19 protein-coding genes and 2 pseudogenes are annotated in these 18,393 nt (G+C 54.2%); 8 read left to right on the top strand and 13 right to left on the bottom strand.

Annotated features, from left to right (window positions below):
- Nucleotides 1–302: 302 nt before the first annotated feature.
- The gene (locus tag EIK79_RS06650; protein WP_124954344.1) at nucleotides 303–530 is read left to right on the top strand and encodes a hypothetical protein; all 228 of its coding nucleotides are present in this window, start codon (nucleotides 303–305) and stop codon (nucleotides 528–530) included.
- A gap of 593 nt (nucleotides 531–1,123) precedes the next feature.
- Nucleotides 1,124–2,632, top strand: coding sequence for a formate/nitrite transporter family protein (locus EIK79_RS19235; protein ID WP_124954343.1), 1,509 nt, complete (start codon nucleotides 1,124–1,126; stop codon nucleotides 2,630–2,632).
- A gap of 278 nt (nucleotides 2,633–2,910) precedes the next feature.
- Here EIK79_RS19235 and EIK79_RS18715 read toward each other — a convergent pair whose 3' ends face one another.
- From EIK79_RS18715 to EIK79_RS06605, 8 genes and pseudogenes are all read right to left on the bottom strand, one after another.
- A complete protein-coding gene (locus EIK79_RS18715) occupies nucleotides 2,911–3,306 on the bottom strand; it encodes an SDR family NAD(P)-dependent oxidoreductase (RefSeq protein ID WP_233738023.1) in 396 nt (131 codons plus the stop codon).
- 257 nt (nucleotides 3,307–3,563) lie between these two features.
- The gene (locus EIK79_RS06635) at nucleotides 3,564–4,052 is read right to left on the bottom strand and encodes a helix-turn-helix domain-containing protein (RefSeq protein WP_124954342.1); all 489 of its coding nucleotides are present in this window, start codon (nucleotides 4,050–4,052) and stop codon (nucleotides 3,564–3,566) included.
- A 264-nt stretch (nucleotides 4,053–4,316) separates the two neighbouring features.
- The gene (locus EIK79_RS06630) at nucleotides 4,317–4,655 is read right to left on the bottom strand and encodes a DsrE family protein (RefSeq protein WP_124954341.1); all 339 of its coding nucleotides are present in this window, start codon (nucleotides 4,653–4,655) and stop codon (nucleotides 4,317–4,319) included.
- A 683-nt stretch (nucleotides 4,656–5,338) separates the two neighbouring features.
- Nucleotides 5,339–5,650 (bottom strand): annotated as a pseudogene (locus tag EIK79_RS06625) (IS6 family transposase); the annotation flags it as partial.
- A 245-nt stretch (nucleotides 5,651–5,895) separates the two neighbouring features.
- Nucleotides 5,896–6,090 carry a DUF4177 domain-containing protein gene (locus tag EIK79_RS06620; protein ID WP_124954340.1) on the bottom strand — a complete coding sequence of 65 codons (195 nt, stop codon included), beginning with the start codon at nucleotides 6,088–6,090 and terminating at the stop codon, nucleotides 5,896–5,898.
- Between the two features lie 100 nt (nucleotides 6,091–6,190).
- On the bottom strand, nucleotides 6,191–7,441 hold the full coding sequence (locus tag EIK79_RS06615) for an MFS transporter (protein ID WP_124954339.1): 1,251 nt from the start codon (nucleotides 7,439–7,441) through the stop codon (nucleotides 6,191–6,193).
- Nucleotides 7,438–7,854, bottom strand: a complete 417-nt coding sequence (locus tag EIK79_RS06610) for a luciferase domain-containing protein (protein WP_185715537.1) — start codon at nucleotides 7,852–7,854, stop codon at nucleotides 7,438–7,440. Before EIK79_RS06610 ends, EIK79_RS06615 begins: the two co-directional genes overlap by 4 nt.
- Nucleotides 7,851–8,438: an NADPH-dependent FMN reductase gene (locus EIK79_RS06605; protein WP_124954338.1), complete on the bottom strand. Its 588-nt coding sequence runs from the start codon at nucleotides 8,436–8,438 to the stop codon at nucleotides 7,851–7,853. The genes EIK79_RS06610 and EIK79_RS06605 overlap by 4 nt, the downstream gene beginning before the upstream one ends.
- A 277-nt stretch (nucleotides 8,439–8,715) precedes the next feature.
- On the opposite strand from EIK79_RS06605, the gene EIK79_RS06600 reads away from it, so the two are divergent.
- Complete coding sequence (locus EIK79_RS06600; protein ID WP_124954337.1) at nucleotides 8,716–9,375, top strand: helix-turn-helix domain-containing protein; 660 nt, start codon at nucleotides 8,716–8,718, stop codon at nucleotides 9,373–9,375.
- Nucleotides 9,376–9,415: 40 nt separating this feature from the next.
- Here the strand turns inward: EIK79_RS06600 and pip are convergent, their stop codons facing one another.
- Nucleotides 9,416–10,369, bottom strand: coding sequence for a prolyl aminopeptidase (gene pip, locus EIK79_RS06595; RefSeq protein ID WP_124954336.1), 954 nt, complete (start codon nucleotides 10,367–10,369; stop codon nucleotides 9,416–9,418).
- 467 nt (nucleotides 10,370–10,836) lie between these two features.
- Here pip and EIK79_RS06590 point away from each other — a divergent pair, with 467 nt between their 5' ends.
- The 3 genes from EIK79_RS06590 (at nucleotide 10,837) to EIK79_RS19230 (ending at nucleotide 12,120) form a co-directional block, all read left to right on the top strand.
- Nucleotides 10,837–11,175, top strand: a complete 339-nt coding sequence (locus EIK79_RS06590; RefSeq protein ID WP_124954335.1) for an ArsR/SmtB family transcription factor — start codon at nucleotides 10,837–10,839, stop codon at nucleotides 11,173–11,175.
- Nucleotides 11,172–11,672 carry an SRPBCC domain-containing protein gene (locus tag EIK79_RS06585; RefSeq protein ID WP_124954334.1) on the top strand — a complete coding sequence of 167 codons (501 nt, stop codon included), beginning with the start codon at nucleotides 11,172–11,174 and terminating at the stop codon, nucleotides 11,670–11,672. Before EIK79_RS06590 ends, EIK79_RS06585 begins: the two co-directional genes overlap by 4 nt.
- Before the next feature lie 232 nt (nucleotides 11,673–11,904).
- A complete protein-coding gene (locus EIK79_RS19230; RefSeq protein WP_221621709.1) occupies nucleotides 11,905–12,120 on the top strand; it encodes an SDR family oxidoreductase in 216 nt (71 codons plus the stop codon).
- Here the strand turns inward: EIK79_RS19230 and EIK79_RS18420 are convergent.
- From EIK79_RS18420 to EIK79_RS06565, 4 genes and pseudogenes are all read right to left on the bottom strand, one after another.
- Nucleotides 12,092–12,466, bottom strand: coding sequence for a hypothetical protein (locus EIK79_RS18420; RefSeq protein WP_221621700.1), 375 nt, complete (start codon nucleotides 12,464–12,466; stop codon nucleotides 12,092–12,094). The two genes, EIK79_RS19230 and EIK79_RS18420, sit on opposite strands and share 29 nt — an antisense overlap.
- A 940-nt stretch (nucleotides 12,467–13,406) precedes the next feature.
- Entirely contained in the window at nucleotides 13,407–14,015 is a 609-nt protein-coding gene (locus EIK79_RS06575; protein ID WP_124954532.1) for a trimeric intracellular cation channel family protein, read from the bottom strand.
- 309 nt (nucleotides 14,016–14,324) lie between these two features.
- Nucleotides 14,325–15,239 (bottom strand): NAD-dependent epimerase/dehydratase family protein, encoded by a 915-nt coding sequence (locus EIK79_RS06570; RefSeq protein WP_124954333.1) that lies wholly within the window; start codon nucleotides 15,237–15,239, stop codon nucleotides 14,325–14,327.
- A gap of 245 nt (nucleotides 15,240–15,484) precedes the next feature.
- A pseudogene (locus EIK79_RS06565) lies at nucleotides 15,485–16,264 on the bottom strand (sugar phosphate nucleotidyltransferase).
- Between the two features lie 275 nt (nucleotides 16,265–16,539).
- Between EIK79_RS06565 and aglM the strand changes: the two are divergent.
- The gene (gene aglM / locus EIK79_RS06560; RefSeq protein WP_124954332.1) at nucleotides 16,540–17,832 is read left to right on the top strand and encodes a UDP-glucose 6-dehydrogenase AglM; all 1,293 of its coding nucleotides are present in this window, start codon (nucleotides 16,540–16,542) and stop codon (nucleotides 17,830–17,832) included.
- Between the two features lie 147 nt (nucleotides 17,833–17,979).
- A partial coding sequence (locus EIK79_RS06555) for a glycosyltransferase (RefSeq protein ID WP_148094133.1) occupies nucleotides 17,980–18,393 on the top strand: 414 nt, incomplete at its 3' end.

Raw genomic sequence — 18,393 nt, 5'->3', positions numbered from 1 at the left:
GAATGGGAAAGCCGACCAAGACTGTTTGGGCCAGACAGAGAGAAGTGTCAAGGTTAGCGTCGCATTGTGGAATGTCGCAACGGCAGTGAGTCATGATCTGTGAAATCAGTGATGCACCGGCGAGAAATCGCCAGAAGTGCCTGGTTCGGTACTTGAACAGTCCGAACCAGGCTTCGATGAGCGGCTGATTACCTCACGCTTCTCGTGTAATATCATAATCCAAGAGACACGCGGCCGGGAGAGACAGATACAGCCAGTACTTCGAGCATCCCACAATCAACTGCCGCCCAGATATAGACTACTTGGCTGTCGATTTCGATGTTCGTCTCATCGACAGCGACCTCGTCCTGATCCCGGCAGTCCGGCTTGAACAGATGCAGCCGATGAAACCACAGTCCAAGCTCCTCGTGAAAGCGATTACCGAACGGTTCAATCTTGCGGTACGACCGCATGAGACAGCACGCTGCGAGGACATGCCGACGGAGCAGCGTATCTTCATGTGTACACACGGCCCGCTTGTGGGTCCGTAATCTGAAGGTTACTTGAAGGTTGTAGGATAGTATGACCCTACTGAAGTAGTGGCAAGGGTAAAGGAGACGCTGCCAATTACAGACGTATGGATGTAATACGTCTTATATTGACTTACAATGATCTAGTAGCATGTACAAGACTCCGCTTGTATTTTGATGGCTGCCGAGAAGCCTCGGCCACTGGATTTTCTGGCCGTTGTCAACTGTCTATGCCGTGCGCTCGGTGTTGACTTCGATACCCCTCCTGACGCCGAATAGCGACTGATAAATATACCGAAGGTCACTCAGCTTTCTGGTGACTATCTGATTACCATCGCCTTGAGCTGGCTTCTCTGGAACTATGTTTATGCCTATCTCCCGTGTATCCCAGAGCACTATGATGACAGCTACGAATGAACCACTTGACGAAGGGCGAGAGATGAGTATTCTATACTGTCGGCCAGATATATGTAAACAAACTTTGTCGAAGAATTTAATTACATCAGTAAATTTAGTTAAAAACGAGATAAGCGGATTCCCTACTGACAGCGTATATTACGCACAAGACAGAAGTGTTACACAGACTAACTGGGAAATCGACCCAATGAAGTCATATGAGTCGATCTAGGGTATCAACACTTACGTCACCGATTCATGCCCGCGATCATACCAAAGGGCCGGACGACGCACCTGTGACGTTGGTCGAATACGGTGACTACGACTGTCCGTCCTGTAGCGATCTATATCCAATACTCAGGCGGATTCAAGACCGACTCGGGAACCGGTTGCGATTCGCCTTTCGCCATTTCCCGCTGTCTAGTGTACATCCGAATGCACAGCATGCTGCCGAAGCAGCCGAGGCAGCTGGGTCTCAGGGGCAGTTCTGGCAGATGCATGACCAACTCTATGAACATCAAGACGCACTTGAAGAGGATCATCTCATCGAGTATGCTGCCGAACTCGGACTCGACACGGACCAGTTCAAGCAGGAATTGCACGAGCGGGTCCATGAGCAACGCGTCAACCAGGATGTCCAAAGCGGTACACGCAGTGGTGTTACCGGTACGCCAACCTTCTTCATCAACGGTGAGCGCTATGAGGGCCCGCTCGAATTCGAACATCTCCTTAGGGCACTCGCGGAAGCAGGTGGGTTCTTGGGTATTCAATCACAACTGGACAGCGACACTCCTGCGCTCCGAGAGACGATCGATCGATCGCGGCGTGGGGCTCCCGCAGCAGGGGCGGCCATCCGTGATCGATTCTCGTCGGACGAGATCTTCCAGCGCATTGTTGCGAGTGCTGATGAGGAGATCGATTCGAGCACTCGTGAACTTTTTTTCAGCGGGCTCGCCGCCGGGTTCGCTATCACGCTGACGTTCCTGGGACACGCAGTAGGCAGCGCACTCTTTCCCACCAACAGCTTTCTCAGTGCCGTCCTCTATCCGCTTGGCTTTCTCTACATCATCATGGGACGATATCAGCTGTATACTGAGAACACGTTACCGCCAGTCGCGCTGGTTCTGACCCGACTTACCAGCGTGCCGATGTTGTTTCGAGTGTGGCTGATCGTGTTAGCAGGAAACGCAATCGGAGCGGGACTCGGCGCGTTCACCCTCGCAAACAGCCACGTCCTCTCGCCTGCTGCGATGCGCGCTGGTGCCGAATTCACCCGGTACGGGATTTCCCTCGGGTGGTGGGACGTGTTTCTCAAGGCGCTGTTTACGGGATGGCTTGTTGCTGGCGTGGTGTGGCTTGACCACGCTGCACGCGATACCGTCTCTCGCTTTCTGCTCATCTATATCGTGTTCTATATGATTGCTGGGGCCGAACTGTACCACGTCATCACGGCAGCATGTGAGGCGTTCTATTTCGTGCTTGTCAGCGGGGCCGGGCTGTTCACCGTCCTCTACGAGTTCTGGTTGCCAGTATTGCTCGGAAACACTATTGGCGGTGTGGTCTTAGTCGCGCTTGTGAACTACGCACAGACGACAGAACGGCGCTTCCCGGACCGTGATCGCCAACTGCTCAAACTTAGCTGGTCGGACTGGCTGTTCGGGCAGCGTACCACCCGGCCTGAGGTGTCCTCGTTTGTGGAAGACGACGATGCTGACTCCGACGATTGACGGTGATTACCTCTTCCCAATAAGTTAGTGTTTAAAACATCTGAATTTATTAGCACTCATTTGGCTGCCAGTCTTTTCTTGAAGTCAGTGACTGTAAACTCGGATTCTTCGAGATTCGAGAGATCCATTGCAGAGAGGACATGGTTAGGCTTCGTGAACTAGATCTCTTCACAGGCAACGATCTGGATACGATTGCCCCACAGGTCGTAGAAGTCGAGATTCCTTTGCGAGCGTCTGGGAAAGCGAGGTCACCCCTGCCGTTGCGGCACTATAGGCCGTCATCGTCGGAATCGCATATTGTCGGCCATACTAGCCATATTGACGATGGCACCGCCGTTGTCGCGGAGAGGATCCGCGAAGGCTTGGGTAACAGTGTATGTGCCAACGATGTTCATCTCAATATTATGTTCCAATGCACTAGAATCAATATCGTCGGATGGGGCGAGGTCGCTTCCACCCGCGTTGTTGACGAGAATATCGATGTCACTGAACTTGTCAAGAGTACACTCTCTGAGCGAATCAACAGCATCTTGCTCGGTAACGTCGGCTTCTACCGGCAGCACGGTACCAGGGAGGTCAGCCTTACTCAGTTCTGTGGCGACGTCCTCAACGTCGCCGTGCGACCGTGAACAGATAACGACCTCGGCACCGTCGGCGACGAATGTTTCTGTGATTATCCGTCCGATGCCGCTCGATCCCCCGGTTACGACGGCAGTATGACCAGCAACGCTCGATCGGTCTCAAACCGCTTCCGTCGATGGGACGTGGTTCCCAGACATCAATCGATGTTGGAACATAACTATCCTCGTGAGTTGGTGGATGGATATCCCTAACAACTCTCCGTTCTCTTGCATTCGAACCATCGTTAGGCAAGACAGTCAGAACCATCATATTTTCGTAACAGTGAGCACTGGACGATCATACTCACCGCTCAGTATTTGTCCCGAGCAAGCGGGAATACGCAGTCAGGCCACGTCTCGACGGTGAACGACTCACCAACGCTGAAGGGTGGTGTCGACGGCTGGCTACTGGGACCCTCGTCCTCACTGAGCTCGTCGATACAGGCGTAGACGTAAGCGGTCCACTTGTCAAGCGTCTCGTGCATCAGTTTCATGGCTTCTGGCACCGGCTTCTCGGAGTACTGATAGATATGGCCGCCGTCATCAAGCAGCCGTCGAACGCGGTCGGCGAACCCCTTTTCGCGCAGCGTCGACAGCGAGCAGTTGATGTTCAAACGGTCGCGCTCTAACACTACAGCGAGTTCCTCAACAGTACTCCCCGGACGCTCAAGCAGTGTTTGGTAGGTTTGAATCTCGTGGTGCTGGATGCCGAACACGCACCTTATCACATTCTCGAAGCCCGGTTCGGAGTCAGCTATCAGATTTCGAAAACACTCTGAGTCCGGACCGATCCCAGTCATACTGGCGGGTTCGATGGTCTGAAGCATAAACGTCGGTCTCCAAGCGCGAGTATGCGACTCGCGCCAGTGGAGCACTTATCTTCTGGTGTCTGCACCTGTATAGATTGATAGCATACGATGCGATTGCTCGCTGACCAACTGATAGGCGAAAGATACGTGAACTGTCCACTATTCGGTCATTCTGCCGTAAACCTGCCGCATCAACGGGTGTGAGCGCGAGTACCGTTTTATAACAGTCGGAATAATGCCCCGTCGTCGCTTCGTTTACGGTCGCATGTACGCGTATCCCTCATTTTCTAGCCGCGTGATTTCAACAGCTCCTTCTGGAACAGTTTCAATGCCATCAATGAGTTCGGATTCGTTGAGATCCATGACATCGAGAGTATTACTACAGGCCTTGAATGAGACGCCGTCATCCAAGAGAGACTGCACTTGCTTCTCGCTGTCCCCGTCAATTGTGACCGACTCGATGCCTCCAGCCTGGGCGACAACCGCAACATCGTCAATACTGCCGGTCTCATCGTCTAAGAGATTTCTGACGATGTTGAGGGCGGTTTTCTGTTCTGTTTCGTCCCCTGAAACGAGATGGACTACAGTTTCCATATGTTGTGTAAGGGACTCGCAGAGCATTAATACTTGCTGGCTGTGACGGTAAATTGATAATTGATAGAACCCACTACTCCTTCATTACAGTAATAAAAAGTGATCCTCGCCTCCGAGTTTGAGCGAATGCTGGAACATCAGGTGCCAGAGCCAGCGTTGAGCCTAGATCCTGAAGAGAGCATGTTCCAGATCTGCCTCCTGCGACATCGACGTAGGACCTGCTGCCGGTCGGGTGTGGCACACGATACGTTGACTCGATAACGAAGTTCACCTCGTCTGGTGTGGTGTCATTACATCTCTCCCATCCCAATTGTTTTATGTCTATTACATACCACTTCACATATAACTGCTTACTACTCACTTAGTATCTTAGCGAGTATCCACCGATCCCCGTCGAGAGCGTTGTAGTGGCTATGGGGTAGCTGCCATAGTAGAGCGTGTAGACCCACCGGACAGAGAGAAGGGATCGTCTCTCGTCCGCATGCAGAACACAGACGTCATCACACCCGTATGACAATCGAATATCCCACGACTGTGCCGCCGATCTTTGCGGGGTAGACTGATCATCATCGGTAGTGCTGCTCCGCAGTTTTGGGCGTGACCGTCATGGATCGAACAGTCTGCAATAACAGCGTACCCTCGTTACTATCATCGTATCGTGGAACAGCACCTACAGGCACTGTCTAGTTAACCTCCTGCGCTGGCATTCGTCCGTCGAGCGCTTGATTCGGTCGATCATGGTTGTAGTGGTGCCGAAATCGTCGCAGCCAGCGTCTCGCGCTAGCTGGACTGCCCCGCCAAAACGAGTGAAAGCGGTCGATTCGCATCGTCACGGTCTGAGACCATTTCTCGATGATGTTTCGGGTGGTATAGTTGAGTTCACCGCTCAATTCGTGGCGAGCAAGGGCAGTCAAGTAGCCCATACCGTCGACCAGAAACTCGGTGTTTGCGACCTCGTGGTTCCCGGTGAGTCGATGGAGAACCGCCGCCGCGGGACCGATCCGCCCAAGTCCTCCGTTCCCCCCCATGTCCCCACTCACCCACCCACACCTCCTTCGGAGGACACACCTACAACCGAACCTTATCCACCTTCTGTTCCTACCCGCGCCTCCTCAAGCCAGGTTATCAACAATGTCAAAGTAGACGCACGCGGCGCGTCCGATCCTAATGCGGTTGGAACAGCAGTCGCTGACGAACTTCGGTCAGTGATCCATAGATAACCATACTCTCGATATCCTTGCTATTTTTTCGGTCGCTTGTATATGAGTGTATTATCAAAATCCGTCTTATCTGTCATAGAGGTTGCTAATTCCCAACCATCTTTACCGAGTTCATTTAGCTCTTCTTCGGTTGGTAACTCTATTGTACTCATCGCCCTACCCGAAAGCTTACAAATCTTGTATTCCCATTGCTGCATATATAAATAACCGCCCATAAATAAGTATATTTCTATAAATAACTTAATTGTTACTTGTATAATTATTGGATATTTCCTATGACTTTCAGTGGCTGTACGCGTCCCTCAGTCGAGTTGGTCAATCGGCTGTTCGGTCATCGACTTGTTGCTGCACAGCGGGTTCCGATTTCGGAGGGGGCGTGACAGACACGCTTACGAACGCGAATACAGTCGCTCCGCCCGCCAGCAACAGACCGACTCCGACAAACGTCGTCCCAAGGCCCAGACTATCGCTTACCGGTTGGACCACGAGCGGTGAGAGAAACTGTCCGAGGAAGAACGCGCTTGTCAAGGCGCTGAGCGCTCGCCCGCGAACAGATTCCGGGGTGACCGCTGCGATCCACGCGTTGAGGTTCGTCAGGAGAAAGCCACTGCCAGCACCCGCAATCGCCAGACCAACGACAACACTGGGAACCGTCCTACTCACACCGATCGCGGTGTACCCGATACTCATGAATCCAAATGTGAGCGCAACGATGCCGATCATACTTAAGGACCGGCGGATGCGGCCATACAGCAGCGAGGCGACTCCACCAGCTCCCGTCGACGCCGCCAGCGCAGCGCCGATCACTGTGCCACTTGCCCCGGCCTGCGTTTCGAGATAGAACGGTATTTGGACCGGGATCATGTAGAAGATGATCTGACCGACTAACCCAAGCGCGGCGATAAGCCCGAGTGTTCTGAGGGGGAACACAGCGAGCGTTTGGCGGAGATCGTCGAGACTCATCGGACGGTCCCCGGTGGGTTCACGGCGGTTCGGCTCTGGCAACGCGAACACCATCGCTGGCAGGAGCGCCACCGCCACCGTGTAAACGAGGAACGGAACCCGCCAACCGATATCCGCGAGCATACCCGCGAGCGGTAACAGAACGACGCCGCCGATTGACATGAACGCACCCTGTCGTCCAAGGATCGTATCCCGGCGATTCTCGTCGTAGTAGTCGGTGATCAGTGCAGTCACCGTCACCATTACGCCCGCAACCGCCAGCCCTAGCACTGCTCGGCTGGCGAGGATCGCTAGCAACGAATCTAACACGAACCCTGAGCCACCGGCGAGTGCGTAGACCACCGTCGAAACGAGGAGTAACCATCGACGGCCATACCGATCAGCGAGCGCCCCGATGATGGGTGAGCCAACTGCGATGAACAACCCGTGCATCGTGAGGACGAGTCCAACGAGGACTCCTGCGTTCGGCGCAGTCGCGAACTCTCGCTGAATCGCTGGCAGTGCCGGGGAAATCGTCGCCCCCGCCATGATCGTGAGCATGCTGGCGAGTAACAGCGTTCCTTGGGCGAGCCGCGGGCGCGGAAGTTCTGTCCCGCCGCTCATGCGACTCTCATCTCGTTGAACACGTCTTGTAACGCGTCGCTCATATCCAACTCGGAGAGTGCTGCGTCGATATCGATTCCACCTTCTAGAGGGTGTCCCTCACGCTTTCGCATCGTGATTACATGGTAGAGATACGCAACGCGGAGGAGCCAGAGTGCTCCACCGATGTCTTCGTCCGACTGAACCCGATAGGAGACCCATCCGGAATCGGGCATGACGTGGTGTTTTTCGGCCTGTTCCTCTGCGATGAGAACGTCACGGACACGTTTGGCAAACGGGATGTCGACGAGTTTGCCGCGGTGGATGTGGCCAATCTCCCGCCCATCGAAGGTGAATTCGCGCCCACCGCCACGGTCGTGGGAATCGACTTTCACTCCGGGCCATGTGCTGACGGCGGATTCAATCGAATTCATACGCCGGCCTCCGGGGTAGTGCCGACAGCAGACGGGACGAACTGTTCGGCATGGTCAACGACCGCCGTGACGAACTCCTCGAACCTGTTCTCGTAGGTCTCGTCGATGAGGGTGCCGTCCTCGTCGAAGGCATCATGTACGTGCGAGACGGGGAGATCGGGACCCGGATGAGCGTCGAACTCCAGTGTGATATCGTGGAGATGGCTGAGCGCTCTGACGCCGCCGAATCCACCCGCCGATACGGTGACATACGAGAACGCTGTGTTCTCGTATTCCGGATACAGGTGGTCAAGCAGGTTCTTCAGCGCACCGGGAATCGAGTGGTTGTACTCCGGCGCGACGATGACGAGTGCATCCGCTGCCTCGACTTTCTTGCCAAACGCATCCACATTGGGGTGGGGGTCCCTGACTGCATCGCGCCGATTTCTGAATAGTGGAATTTCGTAGTCCTTCATATCGAAGAGTTCGACATCGTGGCCCATCTCATGGAATCGGCTGGTGACGTAGCGAGCGGGGTGGATCGAACTCCGTCCCTCCCGAATCGTTCCCTGCACGACGAGGATTTCCAGCGAGGAAGCGGTCATCGTCCGTCAACTCCCTTTTGAATGTGCGTTCTGTACTGGTAGTTCTCGGTCTGTTCGTGGGGGCTGCCAGTTCGATGGTGACTTGATAGCACCATGAATAAGTGAAAGAGGGTGCGCACTGTACAAATTCGGGTGAATATATTCACATTCGATATCCAGCCTCTACCGTTGGCGCAGTATTTTGCACTTTCTCATGACTAACCAGAGAGCGTAGCCATGACCTCAAACATGAACATTTTCATAGCCTTTTAAATTCCCTCAGGACTATTTGAGCACAATGCCTCGCGTCCAACTCACCTTCGACGCTGCAGTCCACGAAGATCCACTGGCTGCGATATCGACCGAGCTGCCCGACGAAGAGTTCAGTATACTATCGAGTCATCCCACGGACGACGGAATACTCGGGCTTGTAGAACTCGACACGACCGATCCGGAAACTGTCACGCAACACTTCGAGGACGCCCCAGAGATGTCCTATGAGGTGCTGCACAACGATGGACGGACGCTGGTCATTCAGTATTTGATCCCAGAAACGGAATCGAACCGCGCACTTCGTGCAGCAGGAATTCTGCCGCGATTCCCCGCACAGTTGCAAGACGGGTGGTTGACAGCCGAGCATACTGCCTCACACGAGCGGATATCGCAGTTCCCGGAGGAGATGGATGCTGCAGGCATCCCGTATGAGCTCCAATCGATAACACAGGCGTACGACCCAAGCGAACTGCTCACGGCCCGACAACACGAATGCATCACCGAGGCAGTCGAACGTGGATACTACGATAGTCCACGTGGGTGTACACTCACGGAACTGGCAGAAGGGTTCGGTGTGAATCCATCGGCTGTAAGCGGTGTGCTCCACCGCGCGGAAGAAACGATTATCAAGGAGGCTATCGGTGAGTCATCGGTCGAAGCAAACGAGAATCGAGAGCCGAAATAGATATCTTCCTGTGAGTTGCCCGGTTCGGCATTCAATCTCATCAGTTTCTGGCGAACCTATCGAGCGTGCTATGTTTGTGTTCAGCCATCGTGTCGCTGCCAGTGTGCCCGGAATCCTCAACGACGGTTAGTTCGGCATCGGGCCAAGCGTGGTCTAACTCCCACGCGGTCTCAAGCGGTGCGGCCAGATCGAGCCGGCCGTGAATGAGAACACCAGGAATCCCCGTTAAGCGGTCGGCATTACGGAGGAGTTCCTTCTCCTCCAGCCACGCGCCGTTCGAAAAGTAATGCGAGGCGATGCGTACGAACGAGAGTTTCTCATCGAGCGAGCGGCCAGCATAGACGTTCGCCGTTCCGTTCGGTTCCTGAGAGATGATCGTGTCTTCCCATGAACACCACTCGTTCGCGGCTCGTTTCCGCACCTCTTGATCGGGATCGTCCATGAGGCGGGCGTAACCGGCGACAACATCGTTGTGCTCGATATCAGGAACCGTTCGAAACCGCTCCCATTCCTCCGGGAAGAACCGAGACATGCCGTGGTAGAGCCAGTCGATCTCGGAGCGTCGAGTGGTGGTAACACCAGTGATAACGATCTCTGAGACTCGATCCGGATGTCGTTCGGCATAGGCGAGGAGCAGCGTCGAACCCCACGAAGCACCGGACAACAGCCAGCGTTCGATACCGAGGTGTTCGCGGAGCTGTTCCATGTCCGCGAGGAGATGATCGGTTGTATTCGAACTCATGTTCGTCTCGGGGTCGCTTGCGGGAGGTGTGCTACGTCCGCATCCGCGTTGATCGAACAGCACTACCAGATATCGCTCGGGATCGAAATCTTGTCGGTGACGTGGTGAGCATCCTGATCCCGGGCCACCGTGAACTACGAGGGCAGGCTTGCCGTCCGGATTACCACAGACTTCCCAGTAGACGTGATTTCCACCTCCAACATCAAGCATTCCGTTGTCGTATGGTTCTATAGGTGGGTAGAGTTCAGCCATGTTCAGAAATCTAGAGAAGCTGGTGCTAAATGATGCCGGTTGTGTTCTTTGAATCGTGATTGGTGAGGGAATGGAAAGTTGAGACTACGGCGGTTCAGCAGGGCTGTGATGTGTGGCTTCGGGCGAATCAGTAAGCGAGAACCGCTTCAGATTGGTTCTCAATCACACTCTCTCGATATTATAATGACCATTTCGGTGAATTTCCTCGATGAACGACAGCGTCGCTACTCGAATCCCGGTATTATCCCGGATCGGGAAACACACTACCCGATTCCGGTCACCTTCTTCAGCAGCGTACGCGTATCGTCAGCTGTCATATCAGCACGTGTTCGTACTCGACTTCAAGACTCACTAGGACTCTCACCGAATACGCTATCTCGGGGGCGCAATGCGGCTGTCACCCGGTTCGGTACGGCAATTTATTTAACCGATAGGTTTAATGCACGGGCCGATATATGCTTAACCGGATGGTTGAACGTCAGTCGGACGACCTAGACCTTGACGCGGTCTTCCACGCGCTGGCCCACCCGATCCGCCGGGCCACTCTGGAGGAGTTAGCCGACGGTCCAAAGAGCGTCAGCGAACTGGCCGAACCCCACGAGGTTTCACTGGCAGCGGTCTCGAAGCATCTGCGCGTGCTGGAAGACGCGGGCTTGCTTGATGTCGAGCAAGACGGCCGCGTTCGTCGGTGTCATCTGGACTCTGCGCCGCTGAGCGACGCGTTCGGCTGGCTCACCCGTTACCGCGTCTTCTGGGAAGATCGCTTCGATGCGTTGGCCGACCATCTGGAGAATGAAGACCGATGACAGACGACAACAGCGGAAGAGAGCCGACGATAAACAGCGAACAGAATGACTCACGGAGCGTGACCGTAAGCCGCGTCATCGAAGCATCGCCCAAGCGAGTGTACGAGGCATTCCTCGACCCCGACGAACTCGCTCAGTGGTTTCCACCGACCGGTTTCTCGGCTGAGGTACACCACTTAGAACCCGAAGAGGGCGGGACATACCGCATAACGTTCACGGGCGAGACCGAGAAGTTCGCCGAGTACGATTCGACCTTCGGCGGCACCTACCTAGAGCTGGTTCCCGGTGAACGCATCGTCTACACGGATGAATTCGAGACCGACGACCCCGAGATGGCCGGCAAGACGACGGTGACGGTCACCTTCGAGGCGGTTTCTGTGGGAACCGAGGTCACTGTCCGCCATGAGGGATTCCCCGAGGCCGTTCCCCCAAGCGACGCCAACGAAGGGTGGATCGACTCGCTGTCGAACCTCGCCAGACTGGTGGAGAGTACGTAACGATGATCGAAGCCGACTCAACGAGACCGACGATCCGACTCCTGATCGAGACGTCACAGGGGCTCCTCGCCCTGAAGGGGGGATCGGCATGATGCTGGACGATAAGGTCGCTGTGATCTACGGCGCAGGCGGGTCGATCGGCAGTGCTTTCGCCCGCGCCGTCGCCAGTGAGGGAGCCAGGGTCTTCCTCTCCTGACGCACTCAAACGACGCTCGACGAGGTTGCTCAGGACATTCGCTCGGACGGTGGCGAGGCGGACATCGCTGTCGTTGATGCCCTTAACGAGCAGGCCGTCGACGGGTTCGTCGACGCAGTAGTCGAAGAGACCGGGCGAATCGACATCTCGTTCAACCTCATTGGAATCGGGGATATTCAGGAGCCGCTGACCGAGATCTCGGTCGGGGATTTCATGCAGCCGATCACGACCGCGATGCGGACGCAGTTCTGACGACGAGGGCGGCCGCCCGGCATATGATCGAGCGCAAATCCGGGGTCGTCTTGATGTTCGGCGGCTCAAACCCCGACGCACCACCTGAGATGGACGGTTTCAAAATCGCCCTCGACGCTGTCGAGGGCTTCGTCGGCAGTGGGCAATCGAACTCGGATCGCATGGTCTCCGTATCGTCACCCTGAAAACGGGCGGTGTGCCAGAGTCCATTCCGGATGACGTCGAATGCCACGACGAGATCGCCGCTGCAACGAAGGAGGCGACCCTGCTTGGTAGGACAGCGACACTGGCCGACGTGGGCTTCGTGGCCTCTGAGCAAGCCCGCCATCACTGCCACGGAGGTCAACATCTCTTGTGGCGCAATTATGGGGTAGGCGTATAGCGTGAAGCACAGGACGTCGTAGTGGTCGGTTCGACGAACGTAGCTGACAGCGTGGGCTGGCTACTCGGCGGCCAACGTCGAGACCTCGCTCACCTTCGGGTGCAGTCGAAAGCTCGGAACCGCAAACACGTCACTGCCAACAGGCCAAGGGGATGCTCCGGCGGTCCACATCACGACGGTCACCGGGTCGCCTCAGCGACCACGCTATTGACGACGCTCAACCGCGTTCGAGTGAAGCAGGGCAGAGAGCGACAGCTCTCTGCAAACTCACCCCAGACCGACTATCACCACGACGTACGACTTGTATACTAGCGCCACTCCTGAAGCGTACAGCTGGAAGCGGTGATTTCGAAACAGTACAATAGAATCAAAGTTGCAAGCGAACTATACACGTTTACACTCCGAAGTTAGCAATTCGCAACCTCGGAGGATGGATTTCTGTAGATGGCTTATCTCACTATATTCCACTCGAAATCAATACTAGCCGTCTAAATTTCGTAGGGGCTATGCATGACGAACCCAGTTAGCCGGCTTCTGCTAATATAGGATTTTGAGACGGCATCTATTCGTCTTGCTGGTACTCTTGATAGAATTGATCATATTCACGATATTCAGAAAGCCGTACTGAATAGAAGCACGATTAATTACTGATTAGATAGCGGATTTATGACAATAAAGAAATATACAGATCCACTTTGTCCTTGTAAAGTGATCAGCGGTGTCAAGTTATACGCTGACTGTTCAATATCTAGCTGATATAAAATATACCAGGAAAGAAAGAGATACATTATTGGACATATGAGATGTATATTGTGGTATGGTTAAAAAATGCGCCCAGTTGACAGTATAGATGGCGCAGTTTCCGAAGTGAGAATCGCTCTTATGACTGTCAATCCGCAAATATTCATTCACTCATCAGCCCTAAATTTTGTATCGTGGGGAGGTTCCAGTCGTACGTAACTGCTGCCAACCGCGTCCCAACGGTCACTACTGCACAAACGACAGCAGCAGTGCTCCCGGCAACACCCATGCGTATCATTATCCAGTATGCGCTTCCACCTAACACTGCACAACTGGCATAGAAATCGTCGAAGAGAATAAATGGAGAGCGATCGAGAAGAATGTCCGCAACTGCACCCCCTCCCACTGCATTAATTGTTGCAATAGCGACGACACCAAACACTGAAACGTTTACCTCGGTTGCAACGATCGCTCCCGTCGTCGTGAAGGCAGCGAGTCCGATAGCGTCCGAGGCAAGGGTAATCGGGTGGGTATCTGGAGACGGAAGGATCACGCTTAGCATGATTGCCAAACTGACCCCAAGCAACCCCAAACTAATTTCGAGTGGTAACTGCAGTGCGAGTGGAATTCGATTTACAAGGAGATCCCGAGTCATCCCGCCAGCAAATGCCATCGCTAAACCAACAACGGTGATTCCGAACAGATCGAACTCTTCACGGATTGCCTTCGATGAGCCGACGAGTGCAAACGCAACTAGGCCAATCGTATTCATCATAGCGAATGGGTCGATGAAAAGCACGGTGCCAAGCCCTCGGATCATCACCTTTGCCTCGGTGGTCAACTGTCTTGAGCACCACGTCTGTCAACAGCACGTGATTCCTGTGAGAAGGATCCCCCAAGAGTGAATTGCATGTCGCTGTATGGAATTTCAGAGTGGTGCTCGCGTCCCTTCCACAATCTTCGAAGGTACTCTAAGAGGCCATCGAGAACCGCTGTTCGATAGCGCCAGTGATTTCCCAACAACAAAGCAGATACACGACGTATTCATCGGTAAGTCGAGGAAAATTGAATGCTCTGTGTCCTACTTGTAGGGCGCACACACTCGTTCGATACCCTCCTCAAAATCGATCTGCGGTTCCCAACCGGTGGCTTCCCGCATTTTCGTACTGTCAGCAAGGGTGTCGTGGACATAGTCGTCGAACGGTGTTTCAATGTACTCTGGTTCGACATCGGTCCCTAGTTCCTCGTTGAGCAACCCAACGACTGTATTGAAATCGTAGCGCTCGCCGGTACCGAGGTTGTAGATACCGTCGAGACGATGATCGGCAGCAGCTTCAAGCCCGCGAACAATGTCATCGATGTGGGTGAAATCACGCGTCTGGGAGCCGTCTCCGAATATCCCAGGTGATTGACCATTGACGATCTCGTCTGCGAACTGTGCGACGATGTTCGCGTACTCACCTTTGTGCTCTTCTGCGCCGCCGTAGCCCTGATAGACGGAGAAAAAGCGAAGTCCCGCCATTGTCATCCCATAATGGTTCGAGTAGTATTCCGCGTACTTCTCACGGGCAAGTTTCGAAGCCTCGTATCCCGTCTGTGCTGTGATCTCCATGTCCTCCGGAGAAGGCTCGGTTCGACTGCCATAAATCGAGGAAGTGGAAGCGTAGACAACCGTGTCACACTGCTCACGAACCTGCTCAACAGTGTTCACGAAGCCCTCAACGTTGACACGAACGCCCTGTTGTGGGTTTTCCTCGTGCATGTTCCGAGAGGAGAGCGCCGCGAGATGAAACAGAACATCGATGTCGGTAGAACCGGGAAGTTCGTCGTCAAGAACGCTCGCATCGTGAAACTCGACAGAGTCGTCGAGATTCTCCGGGGTGCCGAGGTACAAGTCATCGATCACGACAACATCGTTCAGCTCTGCGAGATAGTTTGCGAGATTTGATCCGATGAATCCAGCACCGCCTGTGACAAGAACGCGCTTTCCATCCATATTCCGATTCATTCCTATCCAGACTAAGGATTGTCGGTCTTGTTCAAAAGCAATGTTGGTGTTGTTTCATACTTTCAGTACAGTTGATCGACAGACAGTCAGAAGATCAAGGATCGTCATCCAGTCACCATCCGCATTTGGTTACTCCAAAGAACACCACGAACTCAGTGTTCACCTTCTCAAGCAGATGTGAACCGTGAGGATGCGTGGCGTCGTAGTACACCGAGCAAGCGGCCGTCCGATCGTCACCATTTTTCGAGAACAGAACTGTCGAGCGCGGGGGCTCCTGTCCACCCCAGCAGCGGTACTAAGTCTGATGCAAGCAACCGTTCGGCCTCGTCACGGTCTTTGGGATACCCGACATCAACCCGCCAGCCATCCATAGTGACGGTCTCGATCGTCCGACCACCGTGAATCAACAGGTCGATGGCCTCGCTGATCTCATACTCACCGCGATCGGATGGCTGGACGAGGTAACAGGCATGGAAGATGGCAGAAGAGAACGTATAAAATCCGGTCATTACCGTGTTCGATGGAGGATCTTCGGGCTTTTCGATCACGTTCGTGATTTCGTTGTCACCGTTGGTTACACACGCCGTATCGACTCGCTTGCTCGTACGGAACCTCCTCAGCGAGAAACACGGCGTCGGCATGGATTGTTTGCTGTTGGATAACGACTTCCTGTAAATTTACCTGAAAAATATTATCTCCGAGCATCAACACGAAATCATCATCGATGTGATTTTCGACGGTGAGTAACGCGTGGGCGAGTCCGCTTTCGATCGTTCGCGTTGATGGGTGTAGGTGATTGGAATCCCATCGAACACATCCCCACAGTGGTCGATGATGTCCTGCTTCCGGTACCCAACCACGACGACAAACGCATCAACACCGATTGCTGCCAGCTGTTCGAAGCAGTGCGTAAGAATTGGCTTGGAAGCGACTTCAACCATCCCCTTGGGTTTGTCATCAGGCAGGGGACGAAGACGGGGTCCTTTTCCAGCAGTCAAGATGACAGCTTTCATACGATTCATGGAGTAGCGGATAGAGTACAGGTTTCCTACTCGTGGATGATAGTGTCCAGATACGCTGGTTCCAGAGAAGGGAAACAATCATGCGCCACGGCGGTATTTCTTTTCACGACACAAAACCTAATTCAATCTCGTTCAAACAGTCGCTGAAGCGGCCTGTTTTCTGTGACAAACCGCACAGAAAACAGATCGATTCACGCTTTATCCGTATCTGAGCACCGCTGTGGGCATCGAAAACACTGAAGGTTGCAGGCAAGAACACTCCGGTAATGGAGATTAGTATTGTTGGGAGCGGTTACGTTGGCACGACGGTTGCCGCGTGCTTTGCTGACCTCGGTCACACGGTAATGACTATCGACATTGACGAGCAGATCGTTGATCAACTCAATCACGGGAAAGCGCCGATCCACGAGCCTGAACTGGATGAGCTTATCAATATCTATGGCGGCAACCAACTCACGGCAACAACCGACTACGCCGCCGTTCGGGACACTGATATAACGTTTCTCGCGCTGCCAACGCCGTCGAATGCCGATGGAAGCATCGACACGTCGGCAATCGAAGCGAGTGCACGCACACTCGGTGAGGCACTCGCCGCCAAAGACGGTTCTCATCAGGTCGTCGTCAAGAGCACAGTGGTTCCTGGGACAACCGAAGACGTGCTCTATCCACTCTTGAACGAGGCAGCCGACAAGGAGACAGACCAACAGATCGATGTGGCGATGAATCCTGAATTCCTCAGTCAGGGAACAGCTGTTACGGATTTCCAGACCCCTGACAAGATAGTGTTCGGGACCCAGACCGACCGCGCCACTCAACTGCTTACCGATGTGTTCGAACCACTGATAGCCGAATCTTCACCAGCAGTGGTCGAGACCGGCATTCGGGAGGCAGAGATGATCAAATACGCGAACAACGCGTTTCTCGCCACAAAAATCAGTCTGATAAACGAGCTCGGAAACCTCTGTAAAGAGTACGGTGTCGACGCCTACGAGGTGGCAACCGCCATCGGACTCGACGACCGGATCGGCAAACAGTTTCTACGAAGCGGCGTGGGCTGGGGTGGCAGTTGCTTTCCAAAAGACACCCGTGCGCTCATCGCCGCAGCCGACGAGGTGAACTACGAGCCGTCACTGCTCGAAGCCGCAGTCGAGGTGAACGAAAAACAGCCCAAGCGGCTGCTCGATCTGCTCGAAAAACACGTTGACGTATCGGATCGTCAGATCGCTGTTCTCGGACTGGCGTTCAAATCCGGAACGGACGACATCCGCGGTTCGCGAGCAGTCCCAACGATCGAAGGACTCCAAGAGCGCAACGCAGATATCGTCGCGTACGATCCCGTCGCGATCGAACACATGCGAGAAACGTTTCCCGACATCGACTACGCAGAATCGGCGGCAGCGGCACTCAACGGCGCACACGGGGCTGTCGTTGTCACAGACTGGGACGAATTCAGCGCGCTCGACGCGGAATTCGACCAGATGACAACTCCAGTGGTTGTCGACGGCCGGCGAGTTATCACACGCCAAGACGACATTATCTACGAGGGAATCACCTGGTAAGATGCTTGAGAAACCTGTCAGAGAGCGTGACACCGCCGCTACCATACACACAGAATCGAAACGGTCACGTCTCACACAATGTGTGTCCGAACGAGTTGTAAATCCAGTCGATAACTAGCGTGTATAACTGAGCCGAAGACACTGCTGGTGATCGTCGATGGGTTCTGGCCGGAGCGGATGGGAGGAATAGCCAAATCGCTACTGAACGAAGTCGAAGGACTGGCAGCTGCGGGCCACGACGTTGTTGTCGTTACCCGAAAGCTTGACAACGACGTTTCACAACACGAATCACGCGACGGGTACGAACTGTATCGGTATCGTGCACCCCCAACGGAATCGCGCCGATACCACTTGTATCCCTTCTACACCGTTGCACGACTCCCGGAGACGATCGATCGACTTCACGAACAGTATGGGTTCGATCTGGCGTACGTCCACAACCCGGTCCAGTCGATCGGACTGAAGCGTGCAGACTGTTCGATCCCTGAAGTCTACACCTACCACGCGCCGATGGCGGGCGAGATCGCTATCGAAGCCGAGCAGGGTAAGTACGGCTGGAAG

Origin of the sequence: Halocatena pleomorpha (assembly GCF_003862495.1) — an archaeon.
Classification (GTDB): Archaea; Halobacteriota; Halobacteria; order Halobacteriales; family Haloarculaceae; genus Halocatena; species Halocatena pleomorpha.
This window is presented reverse-complemented; position numbering and strand designations above follow the sequence as displayed.